Here is a 24,163-nt window from a genome sequence, read left to right as displayed (position 1 = left end):
AAGTAGGTCATTTGTCCTTTGTCAATGCCCAATTCCCAATAACTAATAACTAATGCGTAATTTTATCAAACAAACTTTTGCTAGTTTAGTTGGCACATTATTAGGACTAATTATTTTTGGTGGTCTAGGAACCACTGGACTATTGTTGCTAATATTCGCTGCTAGCTCGTCTAAAGATACAGGGCCAAATGTAAAAAATAAGTCAGTGTTGGTTTTTGACTTGTCAATGAAAATTACTGATAGCGAACCTAGTTCTGACGAACTGTTTCAAAACACAATATCAGGTGTGGATGATGAAAGGATGGCACTCCGCAAAGTTGTAGAAACTTTGGAAAAAGCACGACGCGATCCGCGAATTGTTGGGATCTACCTCGATTCAACTAGCGCTAGCCAAGCTGGTAACGTCGGCTATGCCTCCCTTAAAGAAATTCGAAAAGCGCTGGAGGAGTTTCGCGCTTCTGGGAAAAAGATTGTGGCTTATGGCAGTGATTGGAGTGAAAAAGAATATTACCTGAGTTCAGTGGCAGATTCCATTGTGCTTAATCCTTTGGGAATGATGGAAGTCAACGGTTTGAGTTCACAACCGATGTTCTTAGCGGGTGCATTACAGAAGTACGGTATTGGTGTGCAAGTCGTGCGGGTGGGTAAATTCAAAGGTGCTGTAGAACCGTTTATCCTCACAAAATTGAGTCCAGAAAACCGCGAACAAACTCAGAAATTGTTAGATGATGTTTGGGGAGAATGGCGCACTGCTGTAGGTGCAAGTCGGAAAATTGAACCTAACCAGTTGCAAGCGATCGCAGATAGTCAGGCAGTACTGGAAGCCACACAAGCTAAAACTAACGGTTTAGTCGATCGAGTAGCATACCCTGATGAAGTGGTGAGTGACCTCAAAAAGTTGACAAATAGCGATAAAGACGACAAAACATTCCGACAAATTAACCTGAATAGCTACGCAGAAGTTTCTGGCAAATCTTTGGGTGTAGAACGTAGCTCAAAAAATCAAATTGCCGTTGTTTATGCTGAGGGTGAAATTGTCGATGGTAAAGGTGATGGTGGACAAGTAGGAGGCGATCGCTTTGCCAAAATCTTCAGCAAACTCCGACAAGATAAGGATGTGAAGGCTGTTGTATTGCGGATTAATAGTCCTGGTGGTAGTGCTACCGCAGCCGAAGTTATGCAGCGAGAAGTGAAATTAACCCGTGAAGCCAAACCGGTTGTAGTGTCAATGGGTGATGTAGCCGCCTCTGGGGGTTATTGGATTGCTAGCGACTCTAATCGCATTTTCGCTGAACCAAATACCATTACAGGTTCCATAGGTGTATTTGGGTTGCTATTTAATGGTGAAAAGCTGGCCAATGATAACGGCATCACCTGGGATTCGGTGAAAACTGGAACTTATGCTGATAGTCAAACAGTTTCGCGTCCGAAATCGCCTCAAGAGTTGGCACTTTATCAACGTAGTGTTAACCGCATTTATAATATGTTTCTGAATAAAGTTTCTCAAGGTCGGAAACTCCCGGAACAAAAAGTTGCAGAAATTGCCCAAGGAAGGGTTTGGTCTGGTGTGGCGGCGAAGGAAATTGGTTTAGTGGATGAAATTGGTGGTTTGAATAGTGCGATCGCTTACGCTGTCAAAGAGGCGAAACTAGGAGAAGACTGGGAAGTGCAAGAATATCCTCGCACTAGCAGTTTCGGAGAACGCTTTTTTGGACGTGCAACTGAAGAGGCGCGGACTGCTTTAGGAATTGAGGCGGCACAACTCAAACCATCCAATCCCTTGACTACTGAATTTCAGAAACTGCAACAGGAAGTAGAGATTCTACAAAAAATGAACGATCCACAGGGGGTTTATGCCCGTTTGCCTTTCAACTTGAAGATTGATTGACATCTCCACTGAAGACGCAGAGGGGCAGGGAGCGGGGCGCGAAATCCCTGCTCCCCTGCTTCTTTTGACGCTCTTTCTGTGTATTAGGGTTGGTAGTACTTCAACAAAACTTGATGGAAGTGAGAAATTCCATATTCAATGTCTGCAAGCTGAAGTACACCATAAGCTTTGGAACGAACACTTGCTTGTAGCGATCGCACTACCCCAAAGTCTTCATTTAACACCCGCTCAAATTCAGGTCGAAATTCATCCTGCTTATAAGGAAATGCTTCAATCTGTGCTTTTGTTTGATAAATAAAAACCTCAAACTTAGTTCTTGTGGGAGATAAAGGAGTCAGCCGAAAAACTGAAACTTTGTCTCTTGCAGTATTAATCATCATATTGGGAAAGATGAAGCCCTGGTAAGATTGTCCCCTTGGTTCTCCTGAAAAAGCCGGGTGATCTTTCACGAATTCATCATCTGTAAAAGGAACAAATATCTGATAGTGTCGCCCAGTTGGAGTGTAAATAATATTCTTCGGATCGAAACACTTTAAACTTTGGGTATGAACAACTGACAAGTGATAACACTCTAGATAATTCTCAATGGGAAATTTCCAATTGGCTGGCTCTTCATAAAACCAGTGGTCAACCTGCTGAAGTTCCTGCCAACGGTGCTGATACTGCTCTAAGTAAGCTGAAAATCCAGCCAAATAACTTACTAGAGATTCCCCTTCTGCTTCTGAATGAACAAAGATAAAGCCGCCCCATGCCTCCACTCGTCCTTTAGCTAGATAGACAGCCGACTTATCTAAATTGGGAAAACACTCAGCGCGAGGTAAACCTTTAAGATTGCCTTCATAATTGAAGTTCCAACCATGATATGGACAACGCACCCGTTGACAATGACCCTGCCCTTGCAACATCTGCGCTCCGCGATGCGGACAAACATTGTGCATCCCTCGCAATATGCCATTATGATCTCGAATGACGAACATGGGTTGATCGCCAACTTGGCAAGTTAAATAATCCCCAGTATTAGGTAGATCGGATTCACGCCCTACAAATTGCCAGGTGTTACGCCAGATAGTTTGCTGCTCATAAGCAAAAATTTGCTCGCTAAAGTAGTAATCACCAGGTAGTCCAAATTTTGGTTTATTAGTATTAGGAGTTTCATCCACAAATGATGGATGGGTGAAGATATTCATAGTATTAAGTTCTATTTAATCAATGGTGTTGAGCGATCGCTGTACTCAGAACAATCTCAGATGAGATTGCCTCTTGCGCTAATTCCTGCCACCAGACCTGCATTGCATCGATCATTGCTCGGAACCCTGCTGCAAACTCTCCAAATTCTTCGGGTTGTATGTAGGCTGCCACAGATGTTCTTAAGCCCGCTTCATGCTCAATTTCCCACTCATCTAAATGTTTGCTAAAGAAATATTGCAAATCTTTGGGCATTGCTCCTTCGTGCAGCCAGTTTACAAGTTTCACAATCAAAGTCAACTCAGGAATTGAGGTTGCCTCGATCGCATAGGTTGCCCCAAGCACATAGTCTACTTGGCGGTCGAATAGCGATAACACAGTTCTTAGCAGTTTGGATGTAGCAACCGACGGCATTGTATTCTTCACAGCAACACCCAGCCCTTCTTCCAGCCCGTCAGCTAAAAGCGTGTAATGAGAGATGCCTTGAGTTGTGTTACCCATTTCTTCATCTATGTTTTCTTGGAGTTCTTGAGCTACACCGCTCCATCCTGCATCTAGGGCTTTCCGTCTTGCTAACTCTGTGAAACCCACCAACTCCTTTGGAAAAATCGAATATTGCTGCATGACATAAGCAATCTGAGCAAGGCTTGCTTGACTCAGCATTTGTACAACAGGATTTTCTGTAATGCTAAATGCCACATAATCCTGAGCGAGCAGTTGATTAAGCTGCTTTGTTAAGTGATTAAATTCCATTAAAATTTTAGTCCTCTGTTATAGATTTTCTGAATGCCAATCTAGCTTTAAAAGTTGCCAGCAATTAACATGCAATTGACATCTTATATGGACAGAATAGCTTCCTTAAATTGATAAATCTTGAGTAAGGGCACTGGAAATAACTAAATAATTAAGTTGATTAAAATTAGTATTTTTACCCGAAAATATGTTAAATCAGAACTATTTAAAAACTGGAATATTGGAAATATACTATATTACAGAATTAAATTTATTAAAAATATTTGAATAATGAAATTGTTGTAAAAATACTATGTTGTGAGATTAAGCCCAATAGTAATCATTTGACGAGTTGTAAATAGAGATATTGCCTATTATTTACTCGTTTCTTAATTAAACACAACATTATTTTGATAGTCCGAAGTTGCTCATGGGTAATCTAGGTTAAGCAAAGACCTGCGCGAACCAAGATTTACCACTCATGAAGATACATCCATCTGGCAAAGTCCGTGCATTTTCATTACAGCTTGTTCTGATCCTTCCTTTCGTATTGCAACTTTTTAGCATCGTGGGGCTGGTCGGGTATCTGTCGTTTAAAAATGGCGAGAAAGCAGTGAACGATCTAGCGGATCAGTTGATGGAACGAACCAGTGGTGAGGTAAATCAACATTTAGATGCTTACCTGTCGATTCCTCATAAAGTTATCCAGTTAAATGCGGATGCAATTCGCATGGGATTGCTGAATGTGCGCGATCGCCTCAAGGTTGGCAAGTACTTCTGGCACCAAATGCAAGCCTATGACCTAACCTTTATCAGCTTGAACCTAGCAACTGGAGAAGGAACTGGAGCCGGCCGTTACGATGGCAAAACGGTGACAATCGATGATAATGCGATCAAAACGCCAAGCCTGCCGAAAAATACGAAAACTTACTTAACAGATAATGATGGCAACCCGACCCAAGTGATGACGACCAGTACTTGGGATACCGTCAATGAACTTGCCTACACTGAACCTGTGAAAGCGGGGAAACCTGTCTGGGTTCGCATTTATACTTACTACGATCCTGCTTATCCCCCTTATATTGTGGCATCGGCAGGTCGTCCGATTTATGATGCCAGCAAAAAACTGATTGGTGTTGTGGGGGCTGAAATTCACCTGTTGAAACTCAGTGAATTTTTACAAAAATTAAATGTCAGCAGCTTCGGACAAGTTTTTATTATGGAGCGTGATGGTATGTTGGTTGCCAATTCTGCTCAAGAAAAGCCTTTTACCGTAGTCAATAACGAAATTAAACGTCTTAAAGCGATCGACAGCCCCAATCCGGTGCTACAAAGCATTGCCAAGCAGCTTCAGCAGCGCATTCCAGATTTCCAGTCCATTACCAATACCCAAAAACTGAAAGTTAATGTTCAAGGAGAAAATTTCTACGTGCATGTTGTACCTTGGCGTGACCAACATGGTTTGGACTGGTTAGTGGTAGTTGGTACTCCGGAAAAAACTTACATGTCGCAAATCCATACCAATACCCAAATTAGCATCCTGCTGTGTTTTGGGGCACTGATAGTAGCAACGACGATTGGCATATTTACCTCGCGTCGGATTGCAGATCCTATCTTGCGTTTAAATCAGACCACCAAAGCAATAGCATTTGGTGATTTAGAACAGACACTCCCAGAGGGGAATATCCATGAACTCAACACTCTTGCTCACTCTTTTAATCACATGGCAGGGCAATTGCGGGAATCCTTTATTGCTTTAGAAAATAGTAATGCCGAACTAGAAGCGCGAGTCGAACAACGGACTGTTGAACTTAAAACAGCGATGGGTGAATTGCAGCGTACCCAAGCACAAGTAGTTCAAAGTGAAAAAATGTCTAGTCTGGGTCAACTAGTAGCAGGTATTGCCCATGAAATCAATAACCCAGTCAACTTTATTCACGGCAATATTACTCACTTGGATGAATATACTCAAAACTTGTTACAGATGATTTATCTCTACCAAGAACGCTATTCTAATCATGACCCAGAAATTCAAGCATTAGCAGAGGAAATCGATCTAGAATTTCTCATTGAAGATTTACAAAAGATACTGCCTTCAATGAAAATGGGAACAGAGAGGATTCGTAATATTGTGCGATCGCTGCGGAATTTTTCGCGTATGGATGAAGCAGAATTTAAGGCAGTTGATATTCATGAAGGCATCGAAAGTACGCTTTTAATTCTGCAACATCGCCTCAAAGATAAACCAGATTGTCCAGCAATTGAAGTTGTTAAAAATTATGGCAACTTGCCGCAAGTGGAATGCTATCCTGGTCAACTCAACCAAGTATTAATGAATGTTCTGGTAAATGCAATGGATGCCCTTGATGAGTTGGATATCAAGCGTACCTCTCAACAAATAAAGGAAAATCCCAGTCAAATTACTATTCGCACTTCAGTAGTTGATTCACAATCAATAGAAATTGCGATCGCTGATAACGCACAAGGAATGCCAGAATCGGTTCAAAATCGGATCTTCGATCCATTTTTCACTACCAAACCTGTAGGCAAAGGAACAGGTATGGGTATGGCAATCAGCTACCAAATCATTACGGAAAAACATGGTGGGAAATTGCTATGTTTTTCTAGCCTTGGGCAAGGCACTAATTTCATAATTCAAGTGCCTATCCGCCAAAAAGCTCCTGAACCCGTCCTCAAAGTATAGAGCGATCGCATCATTTATTCGAATTGTTAAACCAACGACTGGAGTGATATTCAATAAAAGTGAGATGCTCCCGAGACAATGCTATAACCAGTGTTTCGGATACGTCCTTTCCTCCGCTAAATTATTGAAGATCACAGCGCATAGCACTAGAATCATCGATCCCTCAAAGGCAGGTGTTAGCAGAAATTGCCAGTCCGGTTTTGTCATCATGACAACTAATGCAACAGCACCTGAAGGTGGATGTACAGTTCCGGTAAACTGCATAATTGCGATCGCACTAGAAACAGCCATTCCCATTGCCAAGGGAGAAGCACCGAGAAAATGCAGAATTATCAGACTCACCATAGCAGCTAAAAGATTACCCCCAACAACATTGCGGGGTTGAGCTAAAGGACTGTCAGGGACACCAAATATCAAGACACTTGTAGCACCAAAAGGAGCCATCAGTAAAGGAGAATTAGTTTTAACAGCAAGGTAAGATGTTGCTGTGATGGCTAAAAAACTACCGATCCAACTCCAAAAAACATGCCGATGATGAGGTCTGTCTATTGGACAGGTTAGCGGACAAGAGCGCCATCTACCAAAGGTTTTAAACCAATAATTTTGTAATCTCAACCGAACTTTTTTACCATCGATCATGAATGAACCACTCGATAATCATGACTCCCTGAATTGACTGAGCAAGGCTTTGCTAAAGTTACAATAACATGACATTTGCCAAAAAATTCCTAAAAAGTATTCAAATATACAGATTTTTTTGATTTTATTGAAATTCAGGCTAAACAGCTCAATTTAAGTTGCATAAAAGTCAATACACTTGTAGAAACGGCGATTTATCGCGTCTCAAAAACCCAAAATTTTTGCCAGTAGCCCTTATGAACCGTATTGCCATAACAGTAGGGCGCGAAGCATCACCATAAAGTAGCCTTTACTACAAGCTAATCATTCGGGAAAAATGCTTGACGATTAGCTTAGTTAAAATTGACTACAGCGAGGCGGATGAGTTAGCCTCGCCAACGTCGTAATCACAATTCTCTTCACGTCAGCCTAATAAGTTTTTAACCAGACACAATCTTTGTGCGTTAGGTGATACCCAGTCACTAAATCGCATCAAATATCTCAGAAATACTACTGAACCATCAAGACAACAAATGTAACTAACATATACATAAATATTGTCAGGATGCTGAATATGTCAGATTTACCACTTCAGTGCAAAAATTTGAAAGAGCAAGTTGAGTCGATATTACAACTTTTACAGCAAGAATCAACGCTACATTCTCAAGATATTACACCTGTACAAACTTCCTTAACTAAAGCGATTTCTCCCAAGTTTGAGATTGTGTTTGCAGGTGCATTTAGTGCTGGTAAATCAATGCTAATCAATGCCCTATTGGAGAGAGAACTACTTTACAGTGCAGAAGGACACGCTACAGGTACAGAATGCAAAATTGAGTATGCAGAATTAGATAAAGAACGTGTTGTTTTGACGTTTTTAAGTGAAGTAGAAATTCGAGAACAAGCCGTTTACTTGTGTCAGCAGCTAGGATTTACAACAGTAACTAATATTAACCAAGCTGATGTAATTACTTTGCTACGTCAAGGTTCTGAAGCAATTATTCAGCAGGAGGGTGGCGAGAGTAAATCAGAACGTGCAAAACAGGCGAAGGCGTTAATATTGTTGCTAGAGGGATATATGGCAAACCGCGATCGCATCAACACGGTTAATAATGCTACATACTCAATGGAGCAATTTAACTTTTCTAATCTCAAGGAAGCGGCTGGATATGCCCGTCGTGGTAGCAATAGTGCAGTATTGAAGCGAATAGAATATTACTGTAATCATCCTCTGCTACAAGACGGCAACGTAATTATTGACACACCTGGTATAGATGCACCAGTAGAGAAAGATGCACAACTAACTTATGCCAAAATTCAACATCCTGATACTTCGGCGGTAGTGTGTGTGCTAAAACCTGCTTCGGCGGGTGACATGACAAAAGAAGAAACAGAACTTTTGGAATTAATGCGGCAAAATGGGGGAGTACGCGATCGCGTTTTTTATGTCTTCAACCGCATCGATGAGACTTGGTACAATACCCAACTACGACTACGATTAGACGATTTAATTAGCGGGCAATTTGGTAATTCAAACAAGGTCTATAAAACCAGTGGATTATTAGGATTTTACGGTAGTCAGATTAAACAGACAAATCAACTAGATAGATTTGGTTTAGATTCTGTTTTTGCAGAAAGCATTAAAGGTTTAGATGGTCAAGAAGAAACACCACAATTTGTCTATGCGTTTAACAACTACTGCGTAAATTCAGGAAAGTTATCTACCACTAAATTCCGTGTCTCTGTTAACGGCTATGAAACTCCAAATCAAAATTATGTGCGGATTTTGGGAGATTGGGGAAATGAACTGATAGAAAAGCTAATTCAAGATAGTGGTACTGAAGAATTTCGTACAGCTATTACTCGCTATCTTACAGAAGAGAAGCGTCCCCAACTATTTAAGAATCTTGCTGATGATTTGGAATATATTTGTATTAAACTGACAAAACATTATCAGAGTGTACAACGTAATTTAGATAGTCAACCCCAAGAAATTGAGAGTATGAAGCAGCAAGAGTTGCAACGCCTAAATCAGCAACTCCAGCAAATCGGCAGAGAATTTAGTGAGCATATCACAAAAGAAGTTAACCAAATAATTAATAATTCTTGTGATGCTTTTGAAGCAGATTTTAGACAATTGCAATCACGAATGATTCGCCGTTTAGATGAATTGCTAGATACTTTTTCTGTAGCTTCTGCTTATCAACGTGCAACAATTAGCCATCCTCGAAATGCTACCGCACCTTTAATTGCTATTTTAGTAGAGGCATTTTATTACTTAGCAAATCAGTTAGAAGATATTTTGATTGAGTCATCTCAGCAAGTTGTTGCGAATTATTTTCAGCGATTAATTGAAAAAATTCGCAAGTCAGAATATTATCGCCAGTTGTATCGTTTATTAGATAATGATGGCGGCATTGAACAAGAGATCAGAACTATAGAAAAGCAGGTTACTCAAGCATTAGTGAGTGCAGCTAGTGTAGAGTGCGATCGCTTCGTGCGAGAAAGTCCGAGATTTTATGATGAAGGCACTTTTTCTATATATCAATTTCGCCAAACTTTATTACAAACTTCTCAAAGCTACGATGCTGAAAGTATCGTAGAAGCAGAACCAGCAATTAGGCAATTATTGAAGTTAGATTTTGAGCCAAAAGTTTCGCAAACTATTCGTAAATCTTTCCGTCAAACTATTAACCAAACGCTCAAAACTCAGTTGTTACCAATGGCAGATCAGCAAGCAGATGAAATTTTGCAGCAATATCCACAGGCGCGTGCTTATTTAGAGAAAACACTGCAACAAGAAGCTGAAGAGAAAATCGCTAATAATCGCCGATTATTGAGTGTTGTTGAAGAAAATATTGCAGTATACAATTTAGCAGCTTCTAGTATCAATAGTTGTTTACAGTCAATGAAACTATATGATCACTTCTTGCCTGTAATTGGTGAGTATTTTGATACTGATGATAAGTTCGCTAATAATGGATTTGTGGTTTCAGACGCGGTACGAGAGGTTTAATTTTAATCCCAAATATTGAGATAACTGTAGCTTAGGGAGTGCTAAATAACTCACTAATCTACAGCTTTTTTTTGTAAAGTAGAAATATTTAAAGAAGTGAGACTGATATGGCAATACGGTTCAGTTAATGCTAAAACCTTTTGTCAAAGTTATTTTTTAACGAACCGCGTTCGTGCAGCGTTTCGTTAGAGAAGGACACGTTCGCGTAGCGTCTCGTAGAGAAGGACACGAAGGAAGAGAAAAAACAGAAGGAAGAAATGCTTAACTGAACTGTATTGACTGATATGGAAGATGGATTCAAGATAATAGAGTGTAAAGATGGTGATGTTGAGGAATTAACTAAAAAAGCGATCGCGATTCCCTACCCTTAAATTTTTTGTTGTCGTGACAATTTTTCGGGAGTGTTAAATAGTGTAGGCTGGCTTCAATTTCCGCAGGAAGTTAAGCATAGCTGAAATCACAGTATCCGGCGACTCAATTAAGAAGCCATGACCACCACCTTCGAGAACTACAAGTTCAGCGTCGGGAATGCCTTGAGCAAGTTGCTGGGAAAACTTGAGGGGGGTGAGAATGTCTTGTTTGCCAACTAGAACTAGGGTAGGACAATGAATTTTTTGAAGTCGATCTATTGTGTCAAAGTCAAGCATGGCTTGGCTGTGATGATGGAGTGAATGAGTCGCTGGCGGGAAAGGATATCTGATTGCAAATTCGATCAGACTTTCGATCATACCAGGAATCGAGTAGAAGGTATCTGTAAATATCCAGGGTAATACGACTTTTTCATAAAGTTTCAGGTCTACATTAGCGCAGAGTTCGCCCCAAGTCTCAATGATGCTGTTGAATAATTCATCACCCTTTGCCAGTGACGAAAGCAGCATTAGACTTTGCACTTTTTCAGGATGTGCTAACACTAATTCTTGAGCTATCTGACCACCCATTGAATGACCAACTAGATGCACCTTATCGATCGCAAGATGATTGAGCAATGCTGCTACATCATTAGCCATCTGCTTCAGACTATAGGGGGTTTCGGGAGCGGAACTTCGCCCCATACCTCGGTTATCTAAGCGAATAACTTGATACTGCGAAATCAGCGATGGCATAATCAACGACCAATAGGCATGATCGCAAAGGAAGCCAGCTATTAATAGCAAAGGCTCACCCGTTCCCTTAATGTCGTAGAACAAATCAATCCCGTTAACCTGAAGCTTTGGCATAGTCAATAATTCTGCTAAACCCGATCTGAAGCAGGAATCGACAACGCTACATTCCTACGTCTTAAATCTCTCGTCCACCGGAATTTGATAGCCGTTAGCGAGGCGATTGGTCATGTTGGCAGTAGCTGCGATCGCCATGAGTTCCCCGAACATGGTATCATTCATTCCCTTGGCCCGCGCTCCTGCTGTGTGCGAGGCAATACAATACTCACAGCCATTTGTCGCACTCACGGCGATATAAATTAGTTCTCGCATCAGTGGATCAATTTCACCAGGGCTAGTCATCACTTCTTTCACCGCTTGCCAAGTTCGTTGCAAGGTAGGGGGATGATTAGCTATGGCTTTCCAAAAGTTATTGATATAGTCATTCTGGCGGGTGACGCGGATGTCGTCATATACTGCCCGGATTTCATCGCTGGCTTCTTCGTATTCAATCAGCTTAGTCATGTTTCTATGTTTTTACTTCCAACCATTAGCGGTGATGAAATTCGACCTCTCTCTCCAGAATCTTAATATCATAGTTGCCGAAGAAATCGTGGCCCAGTAAGCCGATGCTGGCTTTGGGTGCGATCGCTACCTGAAGATTATTGGCTGTAACTCCACCTGCTGCAATAGATTTTACCTTACTGGTTGGAAATTCTACTTCGCTACCATCGGCAATTTGGGCTTGCATTGTACCTGTAGTCTGGAGTTTAAGTGTATTCGCCATACTTTGAGTAATAATAGTCCCGCTAGCACCAGTATCTACAATCATTTCAAAGGTTTTTTTGTCATTGAAGGTAACGTCAATCACAGGAGTTCTACCAAAGCGGCGTTTAATTGAAACTCGAAAAACTTTGTCGTCTGAAGGTGCGGCTATATTGCCACAAAGCCTTTCTAATCCAACGGTTTTACCAGAGGACGTTACCATGTAACATGCTCCTGGATCGTCTGCTGTTGCTCGATGAGAGAATGCTAAAAATATCAGCGTTGGGATTAGTACGTAGGCGTAGCTCGTCGTAGACATCACAGTTGAAGTCATGGTTTTAATCCCATACCTAAAAATATTATTCATATTAGCTTTCACTCCATTTTTTCAATATTTATTAAAATCTAAATTACTTACAATATTTACTTTTAATAGCTTAAATAAGTGTTTATTTTTAGGATAGTTTTGGTGATTTTTTATCTTTTTTTAGAATATGAGATTACTGTTATGTAAGCTATATTAGCTATAATTACTGAGTGAAAAATTAAAGATTGGGTGAAGACATGATGAAACTACTGAGAGTTAACTTATCAAGTAAATATTAATTGTCTGACTCAAAGGTTGCTGCTGCATTTACAGCAATTGCGATCGCATTTCTCACAGCAATATCACTTTGTTCTAAGATGATATTTTCACTCACAGTACGCCCAGCAACTACACCGCAAACAGCAGCAGCAGCAAAATTATACACACCTGCCATTTTGAATAGTGTGCCGGATTCCATCTCATAATTCAAGATATTCAAGCGCTGATATTCTTCTGTGATGCCATGCAGCGATCGCATTAAATTTGGATTTGCTGAATCAGTGCGTTCTTGTCCTTCGTAAAAAGTATCAACTGATGCCGTGATTCCTATGTAATGTTCAACCTTTAACTCTCGCGCAGCTTTAACCAAAGCTACTGTCAAAAAAGGATCGGCTGCGGCTGGATACTCCACAGGTGCAATGTCATTTGCTGCACCCTGACGACATAATGCTGCACTACTAATAACAACGCTACCGACTGGTATATAAGGTTGAATTGCTCCACAAGTTCCAATGCGAATAATTTGCCGAATTCCTACTTGTATTAATTCATTCACCACAATACTTAATGAAGGCGCACCCATACCACTAGTAGCTGATAAGATGCTGCGGCCATTTGCTAAGTATCCTACGTAGCTATTTAGACCGCGATTTTCTGATAATAAGCGGACGTTTTGGAAATAAGTTTGGGCAATTAGATGCGCTCGCTCTGGATCGCCAGATAATAGAGCAATGCTGGGAGGTGATGAACCTAAATCATCTTGTCCAAAGCCAATGTGATAGAAGCGTTTATTTGCCATTCAATTTTGGATTTTAAATTTTAGATTTGGGATTATCTTACTTACGAACCGTCTTTACCTCTCCATGTAAGATGCCATTGGTCATATAAATTAAACGGTAGAATAATTTTTTGGCGAATTTCTGCCATTTCTTCGAAGCGATTAATACTTTGCATCAAATAACCACTCTCAAAGATAAGTTCATGAACTTCCTCATACTTATAAGCATAGATTGGATTGAGGAACGAAACCCAACACCAAGAATCCTTGATTTTGTTGAGATTAGCGATCGCCTTTGCTAAGGTCTAAATCATCTGCACCATTTAGCGAATCACTACTATCTACTTGCTGCGGTAGTGTATTTATAGCTGATTTCTTTTCTGGCATATTTAAACTATCTACATCAATTGATAATTCATTAGTAACTGGTTTATATTCAGGATTTTCTCGGTTTCCACTTGCTATTTCTTCTGCTTTACCGATAAAATCTTTTGCAAGTCGTTCACTAAAACCAACAACAAATGCTATTACAAAAATCAAAGACCTTTGTTGGTCTTGAGATGATTCTTGATTCGTAGTTGGATTTAGCTTGAAGATGCTGGGATTAATAAACATTGATATTAGCCCAGAGTTAATTAAGGCTAAAAATAAAACAGCAAAAGCTCCTCCAATCATTGGTTTAAAAGCACCAACAAGAAATGGAGTTAGTGGCTCGGAATATTTCTTTTTTTGAAATTCTTCAATTCTAATTAAAATACTGATAATACTACCTAATGTTCCTGCCGAAATGGCTAAACTGAGTTGGAGAAGAAATTCATTATACTTCTGATTTACAGATTGCCTTTTGCTATATTGTGCATTTAATTCGGCAAGGTTACTATTTAGAATTGTCAATTCTGTACTCTTGAACTCTGCATTTTTTTGTGATATTGTATTTAACTCTTTAATTTCTTCTTTGGTTGTTTTTAATTTACTAACATCATCTGCCGATGCAGAATTTGTGTTGTCAGATTTATTTTTCGTTTCAGCTTGATTTTGAATTTCTTCTACTCGGTTATCTGTATATTTTTGAATTTCTTTGATTTCGCTTTGTAAAGAATTCTTGTTGATATTATAATTATTGTTATTATAATAATTAATCATTTCTGAAAACATCCAAAGTCCTGCGATAGAAGAAGAAGTAATTCCTCCATATATAAACACAGCACTTATAAGTCCAAAAATTACTTTAGTCGTCGTTGATGGTGAACGATGAACTGATAGAAATGGATTGATGATAAATCCTGTTATAGGATGTTCATATTTGCAAACAATTTGTTCAACATCAAATCTAATTGCCTGGGCAATATTTATATTCGATGAAGATTCACGTAAAGCTTCTATGGCAAATATTAAAGCTTTCGAGAGTTCAGTCAGTTCTCTTTGAATTGTATTCCTATTATCAGGTATCAATATTCTCGGTATTTCGTCCCACCAAATTTTTTGTGGTGCGTTTCTATTAATGAGTTTTTGAAGTCTATTAAACAAGATAATTATTTGGGATATTTCTTTACCTGCTGAAACTAATTCTTCTTGTTTAGTTGGATCTGCAAAATTATTTAAATTATTTTTATAAAAATCTTTTATAAGTGCCTGTATCAGTGTCCTACTCTCATCGAAATTCCAATCGTTATCAGTTGTTTTTTGATTAAAAACCATTTTATCTCCAATTTTTTTCTAATGTTTATAGCTGTTGAATAGGAGTAGTGAATATCTATGAATTGCTTTGAGGAAATTTGCCAAGATACTCAACCTCGTACCTGTATTTATCATTCACTTTTTAGCATGGAATATACGATTGTGCAGCAAATAGTACACTCAATAGTACTTTTTGTCATCAGATATCGCTGCGGTTAGAACTTAGGGGGATCTTTTCTGCGTACTATATACAACGTATTTCAGGTAAATGAAGTACATGGGTAGGGGCAATTCATGAACATTGGTGTCAACTTAACGTGAAAGCCGAGTCTGATAAGCATTTCAAAAATTTTCGATGTACCACCTAGATTTTTGATCCCCCCTAACCCCCCTTAAAAAGGTGGGAACTAGAGTTTTTTGCCCCCTTTTTAAGGGGGTTGGGGGATCTAAAACTCCGGTAAATTGAGTGTTTGAGCTTAAGTTGACACCAATGATTCATGAATTGCCCCTACGATTATCTGTGCCTCACCAAGCTACAATCTGCTGTATAACTAGAACCTGGCTTTTTACAGTATCTAGAAAACCTCTCTCTAAATCTCTCTCCTTTTAGGAGAGAGACTTTGAATTTTCCCCTTTCTGTGTTGGGAAGGGGGTTAGATTTTTCGTAAACTTTTAGAGATGACCTGAATTGTCAGAGTTAGAACAAACTTCACAAGGGCATTACTACTATTGCCGAAACCGCTTATTCTGTAAACTGAATTGGATATTCAGGAGTTTTTTGTGGCTATTTTGAGAACTCTGCAACCTGGAGATGAAGTATCGCTAGAAGCATTTCTCTTGCAACACGCTGATACTTCTATGTTTTTGCGCTCTAATTGGCGAACTGCGGGACTGCTTGATGAAGGTGCAAGATTTCAAGGAACTTACGTAGCAGCCTACTTAGATGAAAGTATAGTGGCAGTTGCAGCCCATTTTTGGAATGGGATGATAATAGTCCAAGCACCTGTATATTTGCCAGAGGTGGTGCAAGCAGTTGTGGCACAATCTGGACGTGCTATTTCTGGAATTAGTGGCCCAGCAGCACAAGTTGAAGCGACAAAAAGCATTTTGGGACTTAGCAACACACCAACTCAGCTTGATGAACATGAGATATTGTTTTCTCTAGCACTACAAGACTTACAAATACCTGAAGCTTTAGCATCGGCAAAAGTGCAGTGTCGTTTGCCACATCCAGAAGAATTGGAATTACTTAGCGAATGGTGCGTTGCTTATAACGTGGAAGCTTTAGGAAAAACCGATACTCCAAGTTTAAGACTTGCTTGCGATCGCATAATTGAAGCACATCAAGATATGGGTATGCATTGGGTTTTGGTAGCAGGAGATACTCTAGTTTCTTACTCTGCTTTCAATGCCAGTCTACCTGATATTGTGCAAATTGGTGGAGTGTGGACACCGCCAGCGTTGCGGGGGAAAGGCTATGCCAAAAGTGTGGTAGCAGGCTCGTTGTTAGAAGCGCGATCGCTCTTAGTAAAACGTGCCATCCTATTTACAAGTCATAGTAACCAAGCAGCCCAAGCAGTTTATCAACAAATTGGCTTTTTGCCTACTGGCGAGAAGTATGGCTTAGTCCTATTTGAAGAGACTCAGGCTTAAGAAATATTGGGTTAAACCTTGGAGATATTACGCCCTTGCGATCCATTTATATTTCCCTTTTTCTGGATTTGCTGGAATTGATTTTGTAGTCTTTACCGAATTGATCGTAATACTTGAACTATGAGCCAGTATCGTTTCAAACAGTCATTCTCTGCTGAACCCAGCATTAGCGATAAGCTTTTTGACTTGATGGAAGTCACATTTCCTGGACTCACGAGTTTAGCAGAATGTGCAAGAAAACTAGGAGCATCCTGGGAAACAGCTTCAACTCCGTTTATTCGCTTTCATGATGATATAGCTATTACTCATGTGGGAGTGTTAGAAATTCCCATGCAAATTATGGGAGAAAAGCTCACTGTGGGAGGAGTTCATGGAGTAGCTACCCGTGCAGAATTTCGCCGGAGAGGGTATTACCGGGAAGTGATGGAGGAAGTGCTAGGATATTGCGATCGCATTTACGAAACTTTGGTACTAACAACACCACAGCCAGAATTTTACTTACCTTTTGGCTTTCGTGTAATCGAAGAACATATTTTCAAAGTTAAATGTGACTCTACAGCTAGCACTGATGGCTTCAGAACACTGGATTTTACAGATACCAAAGATTACACATTGCTACACAGACTTTTAGAAACACGCGCCCCTGTCTCTAACATAGTTGGCGTAGTCAAGGAAAAACCTGTGTTCTGTGTCAATGAAGGAAGTCGTACTTTATACTATGCAGAAGATTTAGATTTAATCGCCTGCATGGAGATAGAAGATACCCGACTTCATCTTTTTGATCTTGTAGCACCGCAGATATGCTCTTTGAAGAATATTCTTGCTAAGATATCTCAACCCATTGAAGAAGTAGTGATTTACTTTAGTCCAGAACTTTTAGATGTTAAAGATGTGGAATCATTCCCTCATACGTTTGACGAAACTGTGCTGATGGTTCGTGGTAAATTCGCAGCAGAAGGTGAGAAATTTATGCTGCCTCGTTCTGCAAGGTGTTAAGTTACTCAAAAAAACAATTGAATCATAATAGAACTGAGAGTTTCATCATTACGACTGCTTTATGATGTATCAAACTGACCCGCCGCGATCGCCAAAAGATGTATTGCCGACCATGTACGATCTTCCTAGTGAAGATCCAGAGGAGCCTGGTTTGCCCGATCAGTTTCATTTATTGCAACCTCGTCTGTTAGACGAAACCTTTCGTCCACAGAATTATCCTAGTGATGAGATATTTGTTGCTAGCGATCTGAATCTTTATTACGATCCGCGCCATCCACTGTGGCATAAGCGACCAGATTGGTTTGCTGTTTTAGGTGTTTCTCGTCTCTACGAACAACGAGATTTACGTTTAAGTTATGTTGTTTGGCAAGAGGGAGTTCATCCTTTTATTGTGGTTGAATTGCTGTCTCCAGGTACTGAAAAGGAAGACTTGGGACAGATATTGCGGGATATCAAGCAACCACCAGGAAAATGGGAAGTATATGAACGGATTCTACGTGTTCCTTATTATGTAGTATTTGATCGGTACAAATATGAGTTTAGGGTATTTAAATTAGATGGAGGTCGTTATGCTGAGATAGCATTGTCGGATTCACGTTTTTGGATACCGGAATTAGAATTAGGCTTGGGCGTGTGGCGGGGATACTATCAAAATGTAGAACAGCCCTGGTTACGTTGGTATGATGGGACTCTCAACTGGGTATTGACTTCTACAGAACAAGAAAGCCAACGAGCTGAACAAGAGAGACAACGAGCTGAACAAGAAAGACAACGAGCTGAACAAGAAAGACAACGGGCTGAACGGTTGATTGCACAACTACGCTCGCTCGGCGTTGAACCCGATGTAGATACTTAATTCCTCACAAGTTTGCTCTTTTGTGAATAGTCTGTATAGCCTTGAATATTCTCTGGTTCAAATTGACGCAGTACACGCGTAGCTTCGCGTGTTAAATCCTCATTTCCGGTAACTACAATTAGGTATTTACCAGCATTCAGACGGTTACGATAGGGTAAAGCATCGCCACTCCCAACTGTTATGCCAGTTCCTCGACCGATTAAACCAGCCCCCAAAGCGCCGGCTATCGCTCCTAATATACCAGCAAGAAATTCATTGCCAAATCGAGCAAACTGGGGAAATATTTCAATTTGTGTGAGATAGTTAAAGGCATAACCTGCAACAAATCCAAAGGGTACAAGCCACCAAAAGAGCTGAGTTGATTGCTTGCGGGCTTGCTTGTCGGGATCAATCATTCCAAATTCATCAGCACTTAAATAACCATCGCCTAAAATATTAACTTGTGAAGTTGGCAAGCCTGCTTCTTCCAGAGCAGAGTAAGCGGCTTCTACTTGTATTCGATCTGGTAAAACTGCAACAAGGTAATTCATAAGGATTTCCTTTTTAACAAAGATTTTTTGTGCAAAATTAATAAAACTGCTTAATACGAATCGAGCTATTCTGGCTTTTTATGCCATTGCCCATCACTGCCTTTTTCGTAATCGCGTTTCACAGCACTCCAAGCAACACGAAAGGCACGCTCCTCTTCATCATATTCTTCTTGAGCATTGTTAAATGCAGCCCGAAAAATTTCTTGGGCGTGCTTGGGTAAGTGAGTTTTGACTGAATCAGGTAAGTCTGCAATCTCTTGGTAAGGCATAAACTTCTTTTCCTTACTTGATGGAGTAATGTTAAATATAGCGGTTCTCCGCCCTTGTAAGGTACAAGAACCCAAACCCCCTAAGAGCAAGCTAGGAGGGGGCTATGATGTACCTTTTAAAAAATGCCGCCGCTTTACCTCTAAAGACAGATGGTTTTGCACGGATTCATCATTATTTTTATCTGTCATTATATTTTTCGTAATTTAAAATATTTAGTCTTTGCCAATTTCGTCCAACAATTACACGACTTTAAATAATTCGTAATTATTAACTACAAATTATTTAAATTCGTGATGATGTTAAAAACTAATTGTTTGTGGCTTAAAACTCGATGTACTATCCCAATAATTGACCTGGTTAATATTCACCTTGAGTAAAGCAATATCGGGTTCGTCCAATCCTTTAGGAAACCAGGTTTGAAGTTCTGGCTTCCATAACTCTCGCATCTTATTGCGGTCTTTTACGAGTTGTGATGTACCTGAGATAGAAACGTATCGCTGCTGTTCGGGTGACGAGAAACTAACATTGACCTGCTCATGGTGTTCAATCTCAGTAACCTTATGGGAACCAGCATAAGTAAAGAACCAGAGTGTGGCTTCAGAGTTAATCTGACCACTTTTTGACATGGGGTAACTATGCAAACTTCCATCATCATCGACTGTGGTAAACATACCATAATCAATATTTTTGATTAGTTCATGCAGCTTTTGAATCTCTTGAGTGCGGTCTGTAGAAATTGCCATTGTTTGTACTATTTTCTCTATTTGCTTTTCCTAGACTGTAATTTTTGATTACAATCAGGTTTCGTGCTGGTAAAGTTACTTTCCAGTATTAACGTTTTTTGTTGAAATTGCGTGAGCCTACAGATGGAGTTATCCTAAAATTAGCTTTTTTAGTTATATCTTTAGAGAGATTGGTTGATAGTGATTATTATGTACATATATAGCTTTTGGAGATATAAATATGAATTGTGCGCTTATTTCTTTAGACATAAATCTTATAAATTTTGCATGAATTTTTAGCCCATAAAAAGGTACAAAGTCAACAGGCTAGTATCGCAAGTCGGAAGTCAAAAGTCAAAAGTCAAAAGTATTATGGAATCAGCTTTTTAGAGATTTTAAATAGTTTCTCTATTTGCGCCGTAGCGTACTAGGCTTCGCTTCACTTACTGGCGGCAGCAGATCAAGTAGCAGCATTAGGGACTTCTAACGAAGAAATTATCCAATCTTGTGGAGTGGATATCTTGTCTGCCTTTAGCTACGGGCGCTCGCGTCGCCCACCCCACCCCACAAGAAGTAGTTAAGTATTTTTTTTTGGAAGTCCCTTACTACTCTCTGGCTGGAAACGAGATTTGAAAAGGCTTTCACGTTAAGTTGACACCAATGACAGTTGTACGCTCTTACAGCCGATTCATTTAGTAGAAAAATTTTTGTAAATGGTATTACTTACTAGAAAGCAAGAGCTTCTTTTACTTGCGGAAAACACTAAAATGATTAAGCAAACTGGGGTTTGAGAAAGCAAAAGCTTCTTTTACTTGCGGAAAACACCAAAATGATTAAGCAAACTGGAGTTTGAGAAAGCAAAAGCTTCTTTTACTTGCGGAAAACACCAAAATGATTAAGCAAACTGGGGTTTGAGAAAGCAAAAGCTTCTTTTGAGAAAGCATTTAAGTATTTTGAGAAAGTAAACAAGCTTTTTGATAAAGCAATTAGCCTTTTTGATAAAGTAATTAGCAAATATACGTAAGGATTAAAAATTACGGTTGTCCATAGCTTGCGTCCCGTAGAGAAGGGTACATCGGTTTTTGAATGAAAATATAAAACTAAACAAATTCTGCAAGTCTGGAATTTTATATGACACAGCAATAGCGATCGCTCTCGTATTGCAAAATTAACAAAGGAAATAAAAATCTAACCTAGCTAGCTGTGGTCAAAAAATAGTATATATTTTTACTTTGCAGTACTCTTCTTATTCATCGCACGCTATGCATTTTGGCAAAATTTGTATTTACGATAATCCAGACCGGAATTATTACTAGTTGGATTGTATAAGATACTTATGATAATTTAAGCATTAACCACAATTAGAGGTTGAGAATGGCGAGTACATCCAACGTCCAGATTACTATCGCCTTGCAAGAGCCTGGTTTAGATGACGATGAACTGCAAGACCAAACGCAGAGACTATTGCAACAGATGCTGGAACTGGATGAAGTGGAAGATGCTAGTCTTTACCGTGAAGCAGAAGCACCGGAAGGAAGCAAGTCACTTACAGGGCTAGCTGTGGGTTGGCTAACAACGCAGGTGAATGCCAAGAATATTAAAGCACTGATGGGATTTTTAGGCGATCGCCTTGGTAACAAAACTATTGAACTAGAAATCGAGTCTAATGGCAAGAAACTCAAAGTCAAAGCCAGTAGTCGGCAAGAGTTAGAAGCAGCAATTGAGGCAGCACAGAAATTTGTAGCAGGATAGAGAATCTCAAATGGTTAAGGTAGCGTTGCTGATTGGGGTGAGTGAGTATGAGCCTGGGTTAAACCCACTACCTGGTGCTGTAAAAGATGTTGAGGCGATGCAGCAAGTGCTGTTACACCCAGAAATGGGTGGCTTTACTGAGACAGATATTATGGTGCTAAAAAATCCCCAGCGCCAAGATATGGAGGAAGCTATCGAAAATCTATTTGCCCATCGTCAAAAAGATGATCTGTTAGTTCTCTTTTTCTCTGGTCATGGGATTAAGGATGACACTGGCAGACTGTTTTTAGCAACCCGCACCACACGCAAAACTCCCAGAGGTGATTTAATTCGCTCATCGGCAGTAGCAGCCAGTGTTGTCCATGAAAGCATGAGCCGCAGCCGTTCTAAACGGCAAGTTGTCATTTTGGATAGTTGCTTTAGTGGTGCTTTTGCTGAGGGTTTATCAGCCAAAGATGACGGCAATGTAAATATCCGTGAGCAATTAGGAGGAGAGGGGCGGGCTGTTCTCACTTCATCCAGTTCAACTCAATATTCCTTTGAGCAGCAGGGGTCAGACCTCTCAATTTATACTCGTTATTTGATTGAAGGAATTACAACTGGGGCGGCAGACCTAGATGAAGATGGGGTTGTCTCAATTGACGAGCTGCATGAGTATGCCAGCAGAAAAGTTAGAGAAATACAGCCGACGATGAGGCCAGAAATCTACACAAGTAGAGAAGGCTTTAAGATTCGACTTACAAAAGTTCCGCAAGGTGATCCCAAACAGAAGTATCGCAAAGAAGTAGCGCGGTACAGTAGCCGTGGCGATGTTTCTTTTGTGGGTCGCAAGACTTTGGATGCCCTCAGAAGCCGCTTGGGACTATCCGAGATTGAAGCAACTGCAATTGAAGATGAGATGTTAGCAGTTGCTCGTCAGGAATTTAAACAAAAGTTACAGCAATATGAGCGGGACTTTAGTGAGGCACTCCAGCAGCAAGTAGCTCTCAGTGAAGATGATCTCAATATGCTACGACAGAATCTTCAGCAAATTTTGGGGCTGAGGAATGAGGATACAATGCCAATTGAGGCGCAGGTTAAAGCCAGAATTGAAGCATATAAGCAACACCTGCAACTGTACAGGCAGTCGTTAGCTAAAGCAATGCGACAAGAGTATCCCCTAAGTCAACCTACTCGCCATCAATTGCAACAAATGCAGCATGAATGGCAACTTAAGGATGAGGATTTAGCTGCAATTGAAAATAGCCTTAGAGCAGAGGTGGAGGCATATCGACAAAAGTTACAGCAGTTTGAGCAGGCATTTATAAGAGCTGTGCAGCAGGAATATCCTTTGAGCCAAGCAAACCATAATCAACTGTGGCAACAGCAGCAACTCTTAGGTCTAAAAGCTGAAGATATTCACCCAATTACAGCCCGAATCATAGCAGAGGCAGAGGCCTATCAACAAAAATTGCAGCAGTATGAACAAGTAATAACTCAAGCAATTGAGCATCAGTACCCGTTTACAGAAGAGATTCGTGAAGAGTTAAGGCGATATCAGCACGTTTTAGAAATTAGGGATGAAGAAGTAGCACAAATTGAAGAAAAAGTTATTCGACAAAGAAACACAAATCAACCTCAAATTCAGCAATCAAATACTTATGAACCACCAGTAGACCAATCACATTCAATTGATGTAGATAAGTTTTTAGAAGAGGTAAAAGCAGATGAATTACCAACTCAGTTTTTATCAAAGCGAGTAACTCAGGTAATTCCAGAGACTAAGCCAGTCAAAACTCCTAAATTACCGCTACAGTTGATAGTTCCGCTAATATTTGTGGTAGCAACAGGTTCTCTAGGATTGTTCGTGAAGCAACTGCGATCGCCATCAGGCTTATTTCCATTTCTTCCCAATCCCACACCAACTCAAAAGCCTACCGCCGAAGCGACACCCGTAGCGCGATCGCTTGATAATCTTTCTCCTGGTTGGGTAATTAAAACCAATAATGACATCTCTTTGGGAAACAACCAATCACTTCCCCGTGGAGCTTTTTTAGAAGTTATTGAGAAAAAATCAAATCCAAATCCTGCTTCTGGAAGTTTTTTGGTGTCTATGCGAGTCTGTGCTAATAAAAGTACACCAACTCAAACTAATATAGTATTGATGGACTTATCCAAACTAAAACGCTTTGGAGTCTCTGTTTTACAATCAGATGTACCAAATCCATGTGCAATCGTCACGCAACCGTCAGCTATAGCTACTCCATAAGCTGACACCAGTCCAACTTAATCAAATACTCGATATAACTACAGTCTT

19 protein-coding genes are annotated in these 24,163 nt (G+C 40.0%); 8 read left to right on the top strand and 11 right to left on the bottom strand.

What is annotated here, in order from left to right:
• The first annotated feature begins 52 nt into the window (after positions 1 to 52).
• Positions 53 to 1,888: a signal peptide peptidase SppA gene (sppA, locus tag G1O98_RS12150; RefSeq protein ID WP_163929051.1), complete on the top strand. Its 1,836-nt coding sequence runs from the start codon at positions 53 to 55 to the stop codon at positions 1,886 to 1,888.
• 83 nt (positions 1,889 to 1,971) lie between these two features.
• Here the strand turns inward: sppA and G1O98_RS12145 are convergent, their stop codons facing one another.
• Positions 1,972 to 3,075: an aromatic ring-hydroxylating dioxygenase subunit alpha gene (locus G1O98_RS12145; protein ID WP_163929050.1), complete on the bottom strand. Its 1,104-nt coding sequence runs from the start codon at positions 3,073 to 3,075 to the stop codon at positions 1,972 to 1,974.
• 19 nt (positions 3,076 to 3,094) lie between these two features.
• A complete protein-coding gene (locus tag G1O98_RS12140; RefSeq protein ID WP_163929049.1) occupies positions 3,095 to 3,826 on the bottom strand; it encodes a DUF3865 domain-containing protein in 732 nt (243 codons plus the stop codon).
• A gap of 460 nt (positions 3,827 to 4,286) precedes the next feature.
• On the opposite strand from G1O98_RS12140, the gene G1O98_RS12135 reads away from it, so the two are divergent.
• On the top strand, positions 4,287 to 6,509 hold the full coding sequence (locus G1O98_RS12135) for an ATP-binding protein (protein ID WP_163929048.1): 2,223 nt from the start codon (positions 4,287 to 4,289) through the stop codon (positions 6,507 to 6,509).
• An 81-nt stretch (positions 6,510 to 6,590) separates the two neighbouring features.
• On the opposite strand, the gene G1O98_RS12130 is transcribed toward G1O98_RS12135, so the two are convergent.
• Positions 6,591 to 7,148, bottom strand: coding sequence for an HPP family protein (locus tag G1O98_RS12130; protein ID WP_163929047.1), 558 nt, complete (start codon positions 7,146 to 7,148; stop codon positions 6,591 to 6,593).
• 553 nt (positions 7,149 to 7,701) lie between these two features.
• On the opposite strand from G1O98_RS12130, the gene G1O98_RS12125 reads away from it, so the two are divergent.
• A complete protein-coding gene (locus G1O98_RS12125) occupies positions 7,702 to 10,143 on the top strand; it encodes a dynamin-like GTPase family protein (RefSeq protein WP_163929046.1) in 2,442 nt (813 codons plus the stop codon).
• A 404-nt stretch (positions 10,144 to 10,547) separates the two neighbouring features.
• On the opposite strand, the gene G1O98_RS12120 is transcribed toward G1O98_RS12125, so the two are convergent.
• The 5 genes from G1O98_RS12120 to G1O98_RS12100 form a co-directional block, all read right to left on the bottom strand.
• Positions 10,548 to 11,360, bottom strand: coding sequence for an alpha/beta hydrolase (locus G1O98_RS12120; RefSeq protein WP_163929045.1), 813 nt, complete (start codon positions 11,358 to 11,360; stop codon positions 10,548 to 10,550).
• A gap of 54 nt (positions 11,361 to 11,414) precedes the next feature.
• Positions 11,415 to 11,807, bottom strand: a complete 393-nt coding sequence (locus G1O98_RS12115) for a carboxymuconolactone decarboxylase family protein (RefSeq protein WP_012412753.1) — start codon at positions 11,805 to 11,807, stop codon at positions 11,415 to 11,417.
• Between the two features lie 25 nt (positions 11,808 to 11,832).
• Positions 11,833 to 12,381: a retropepsin-like aspartic protease gene (locus G1O98_RS12110; RefSeq protein ID WP_243458417.1), complete on the bottom strand. Its 549-nt coding sequence runs from the start codon at positions 12,379 to 12,381 to the stop codon at positions 11,833 to 11,835.
• 268 nt (positions 12,382 to 12,649) lie between these two features.
• Positions 12,650 to 13,432, bottom strand: a complete 783-nt coding sequence (locus G1O98_RS12105) for a nucleoside phosphorylase (protein WP_163929043.1) — start codon at positions 13,430 to 13,432, stop codon at positions 12,650 to 12,652.
• Positions 13,433 to 13,693: 261 nt separating this feature from the next.
• A complete protein-coding gene (locus G1O98_RS12100; protein WP_163929042.1) occupies positions 13,694 to 15,109 on the bottom strand; it encodes a hypothetical protein in 1,416 nt (471 codons plus the stop codon).
• A 759-nt stretch (positions 15,110 to 15,868) separates the two neighbouring features.
• On the opposite strand from G1O98_RS12100, the gene G1O98_RS12095 reads away from it, so the two are divergent.
• The 3 genes from G1O98_RS12095 to G1O98_RS12085 all read left to right on the top strand — a co-directional run bounded on the left by G1O98_RS12095 (position 15,869) and on the right by G1O98_RS12085 (position 18,593).
• Positions 15,869 to 16,741 (top strand): GNAT family N-acetyltransferase, encoded by an 873-nt coding sequence (locus tag G1O98_RS12095; RefSeq protein ID WP_167306189.1) that lies wholly within the window; start codon positions 15,869 to 15,871, stop codon positions 16,739 to 16,741.
• Positions 16,742 to 16,861: 120 nt separating this feature from the next.
• Positions 16,862 to 17,737 carry a GNAT family N-acetyltransferase gene (locus G1O98_RS12090; RefSeq protein ID WP_163929041.1) on the top strand — a complete coding sequence of 292 codons (876 nt, stop codon included), beginning with the start codon at positions 16,862 to 16,864 and terminating at the stop codon, positions 17,735 to 17,737.
• A 64-nt stretch (positions 17,738 to 17,801) separates the two neighbouring features.
• Complete coding sequence (locus tag G1O98_RS12085; protein ID WP_163929062.1) at positions 17,802 to 18,593, top strand: Uma2 family endonuclease; 792 nt, start codon at positions 17,802 to 17,804, stop codon at positions 18,591 to 18,593.
• On the opposite strand, the gene G1O98_RS12080 is transcribed toward G1O98_RS12085, so the two are convergent.
• The 3 genes from G1O98_RS12080 to G1O98_RS12070 all read right to left on the bottom strand — a co-directional run bounded on the left by G1O98_RS12080 (position 18,590) and on the right by G1O98_RS12070 (position 20,136).
• On the bottom strand, positions 18,590 to 19,123 hold the full coding sequence (locus G1O98_RS12080; RefSeq protein ID WP_163929040.1) for a hypothetical protein: 534 nt from the start codon (positions 19,121 to 19,123) through the stop codon (positions 18,590 to 18,592). The two genes, G1O98_RS12085 and G1O98_RS12080, sit on opposite strands and share 4 nt — an antisense overlap.
• 65 nt (positions 19,124 to 19,188) lie before the next feature.
• Positions 19,189 to 19,392 (bottom strand): ChaB family protein, encoded by a 204-nt coding sequence (locus G1O98_RS12075; protein WP_163929039.1) that lies wholly within the window; start codon positions 19,390 to 19,392, stop codon positions 19,189 to 19,191.
• A 300-nt stretch (positions 19,393 to 19,692) separates the two neighbouring features.
• Positions 19,693 to 20,136 (bottom strand): pyridoxamine 5'-phosphate oxidase family protein, encoded by a 444-nt coding sequence (locus G1O98_RS12070; RefSeq protein ID WP_163929038.1) that lies wholly within the window; start codon positions 20,134 to 20,136, stop codon positions 19,693 to 19,695.
• Positions 20,137 to 21,489: 1,353 nt separating this feature from the next.
• On the opposite strand from G1O98_RS12070, the gene G1O98_RS12065 reads away from it, so the two are divergent.
• Entirely contained in the window at positions 21,490 to 21,867 is a 378-nt protein-coding gene (locus G1O98_RS12065) for a hypothetical protein (RefSeq protein ID WP_163929037.1), read from the top strand.
• A 10-nt stretch (positions 21,868 to 21,877) separates the two neighbouring features.
• On the top strand, positions 21,878 to 24,115 hold the full coding sequence (locus G1O98_RS39920) for a caspase family protein (protein ID WP_243458416.1): 2,238 nt from the start codon (positions 21,878 to 21,880) through the stop codon (positions 24,113 to 24,115).
• The last annotated feature ends 48 nt before the right edge of the window (positions 24,116 to 24,163 follow it).

The sequence above is a fragment of the Nostoc sp. UIC 10630 genome (genome assembly GCF_010747425.1).
Lineage (GTDB): Bacteria > Cyanobacteriota > Cyanobacteriia > Cyanobacteriales > Nostocaceae > Nostoc.
The sequence above is the reverse complement of the archived record's forward strand: the minus strand, read 5'-3'. Positions and strand labels throughout refer to the sequence as shown.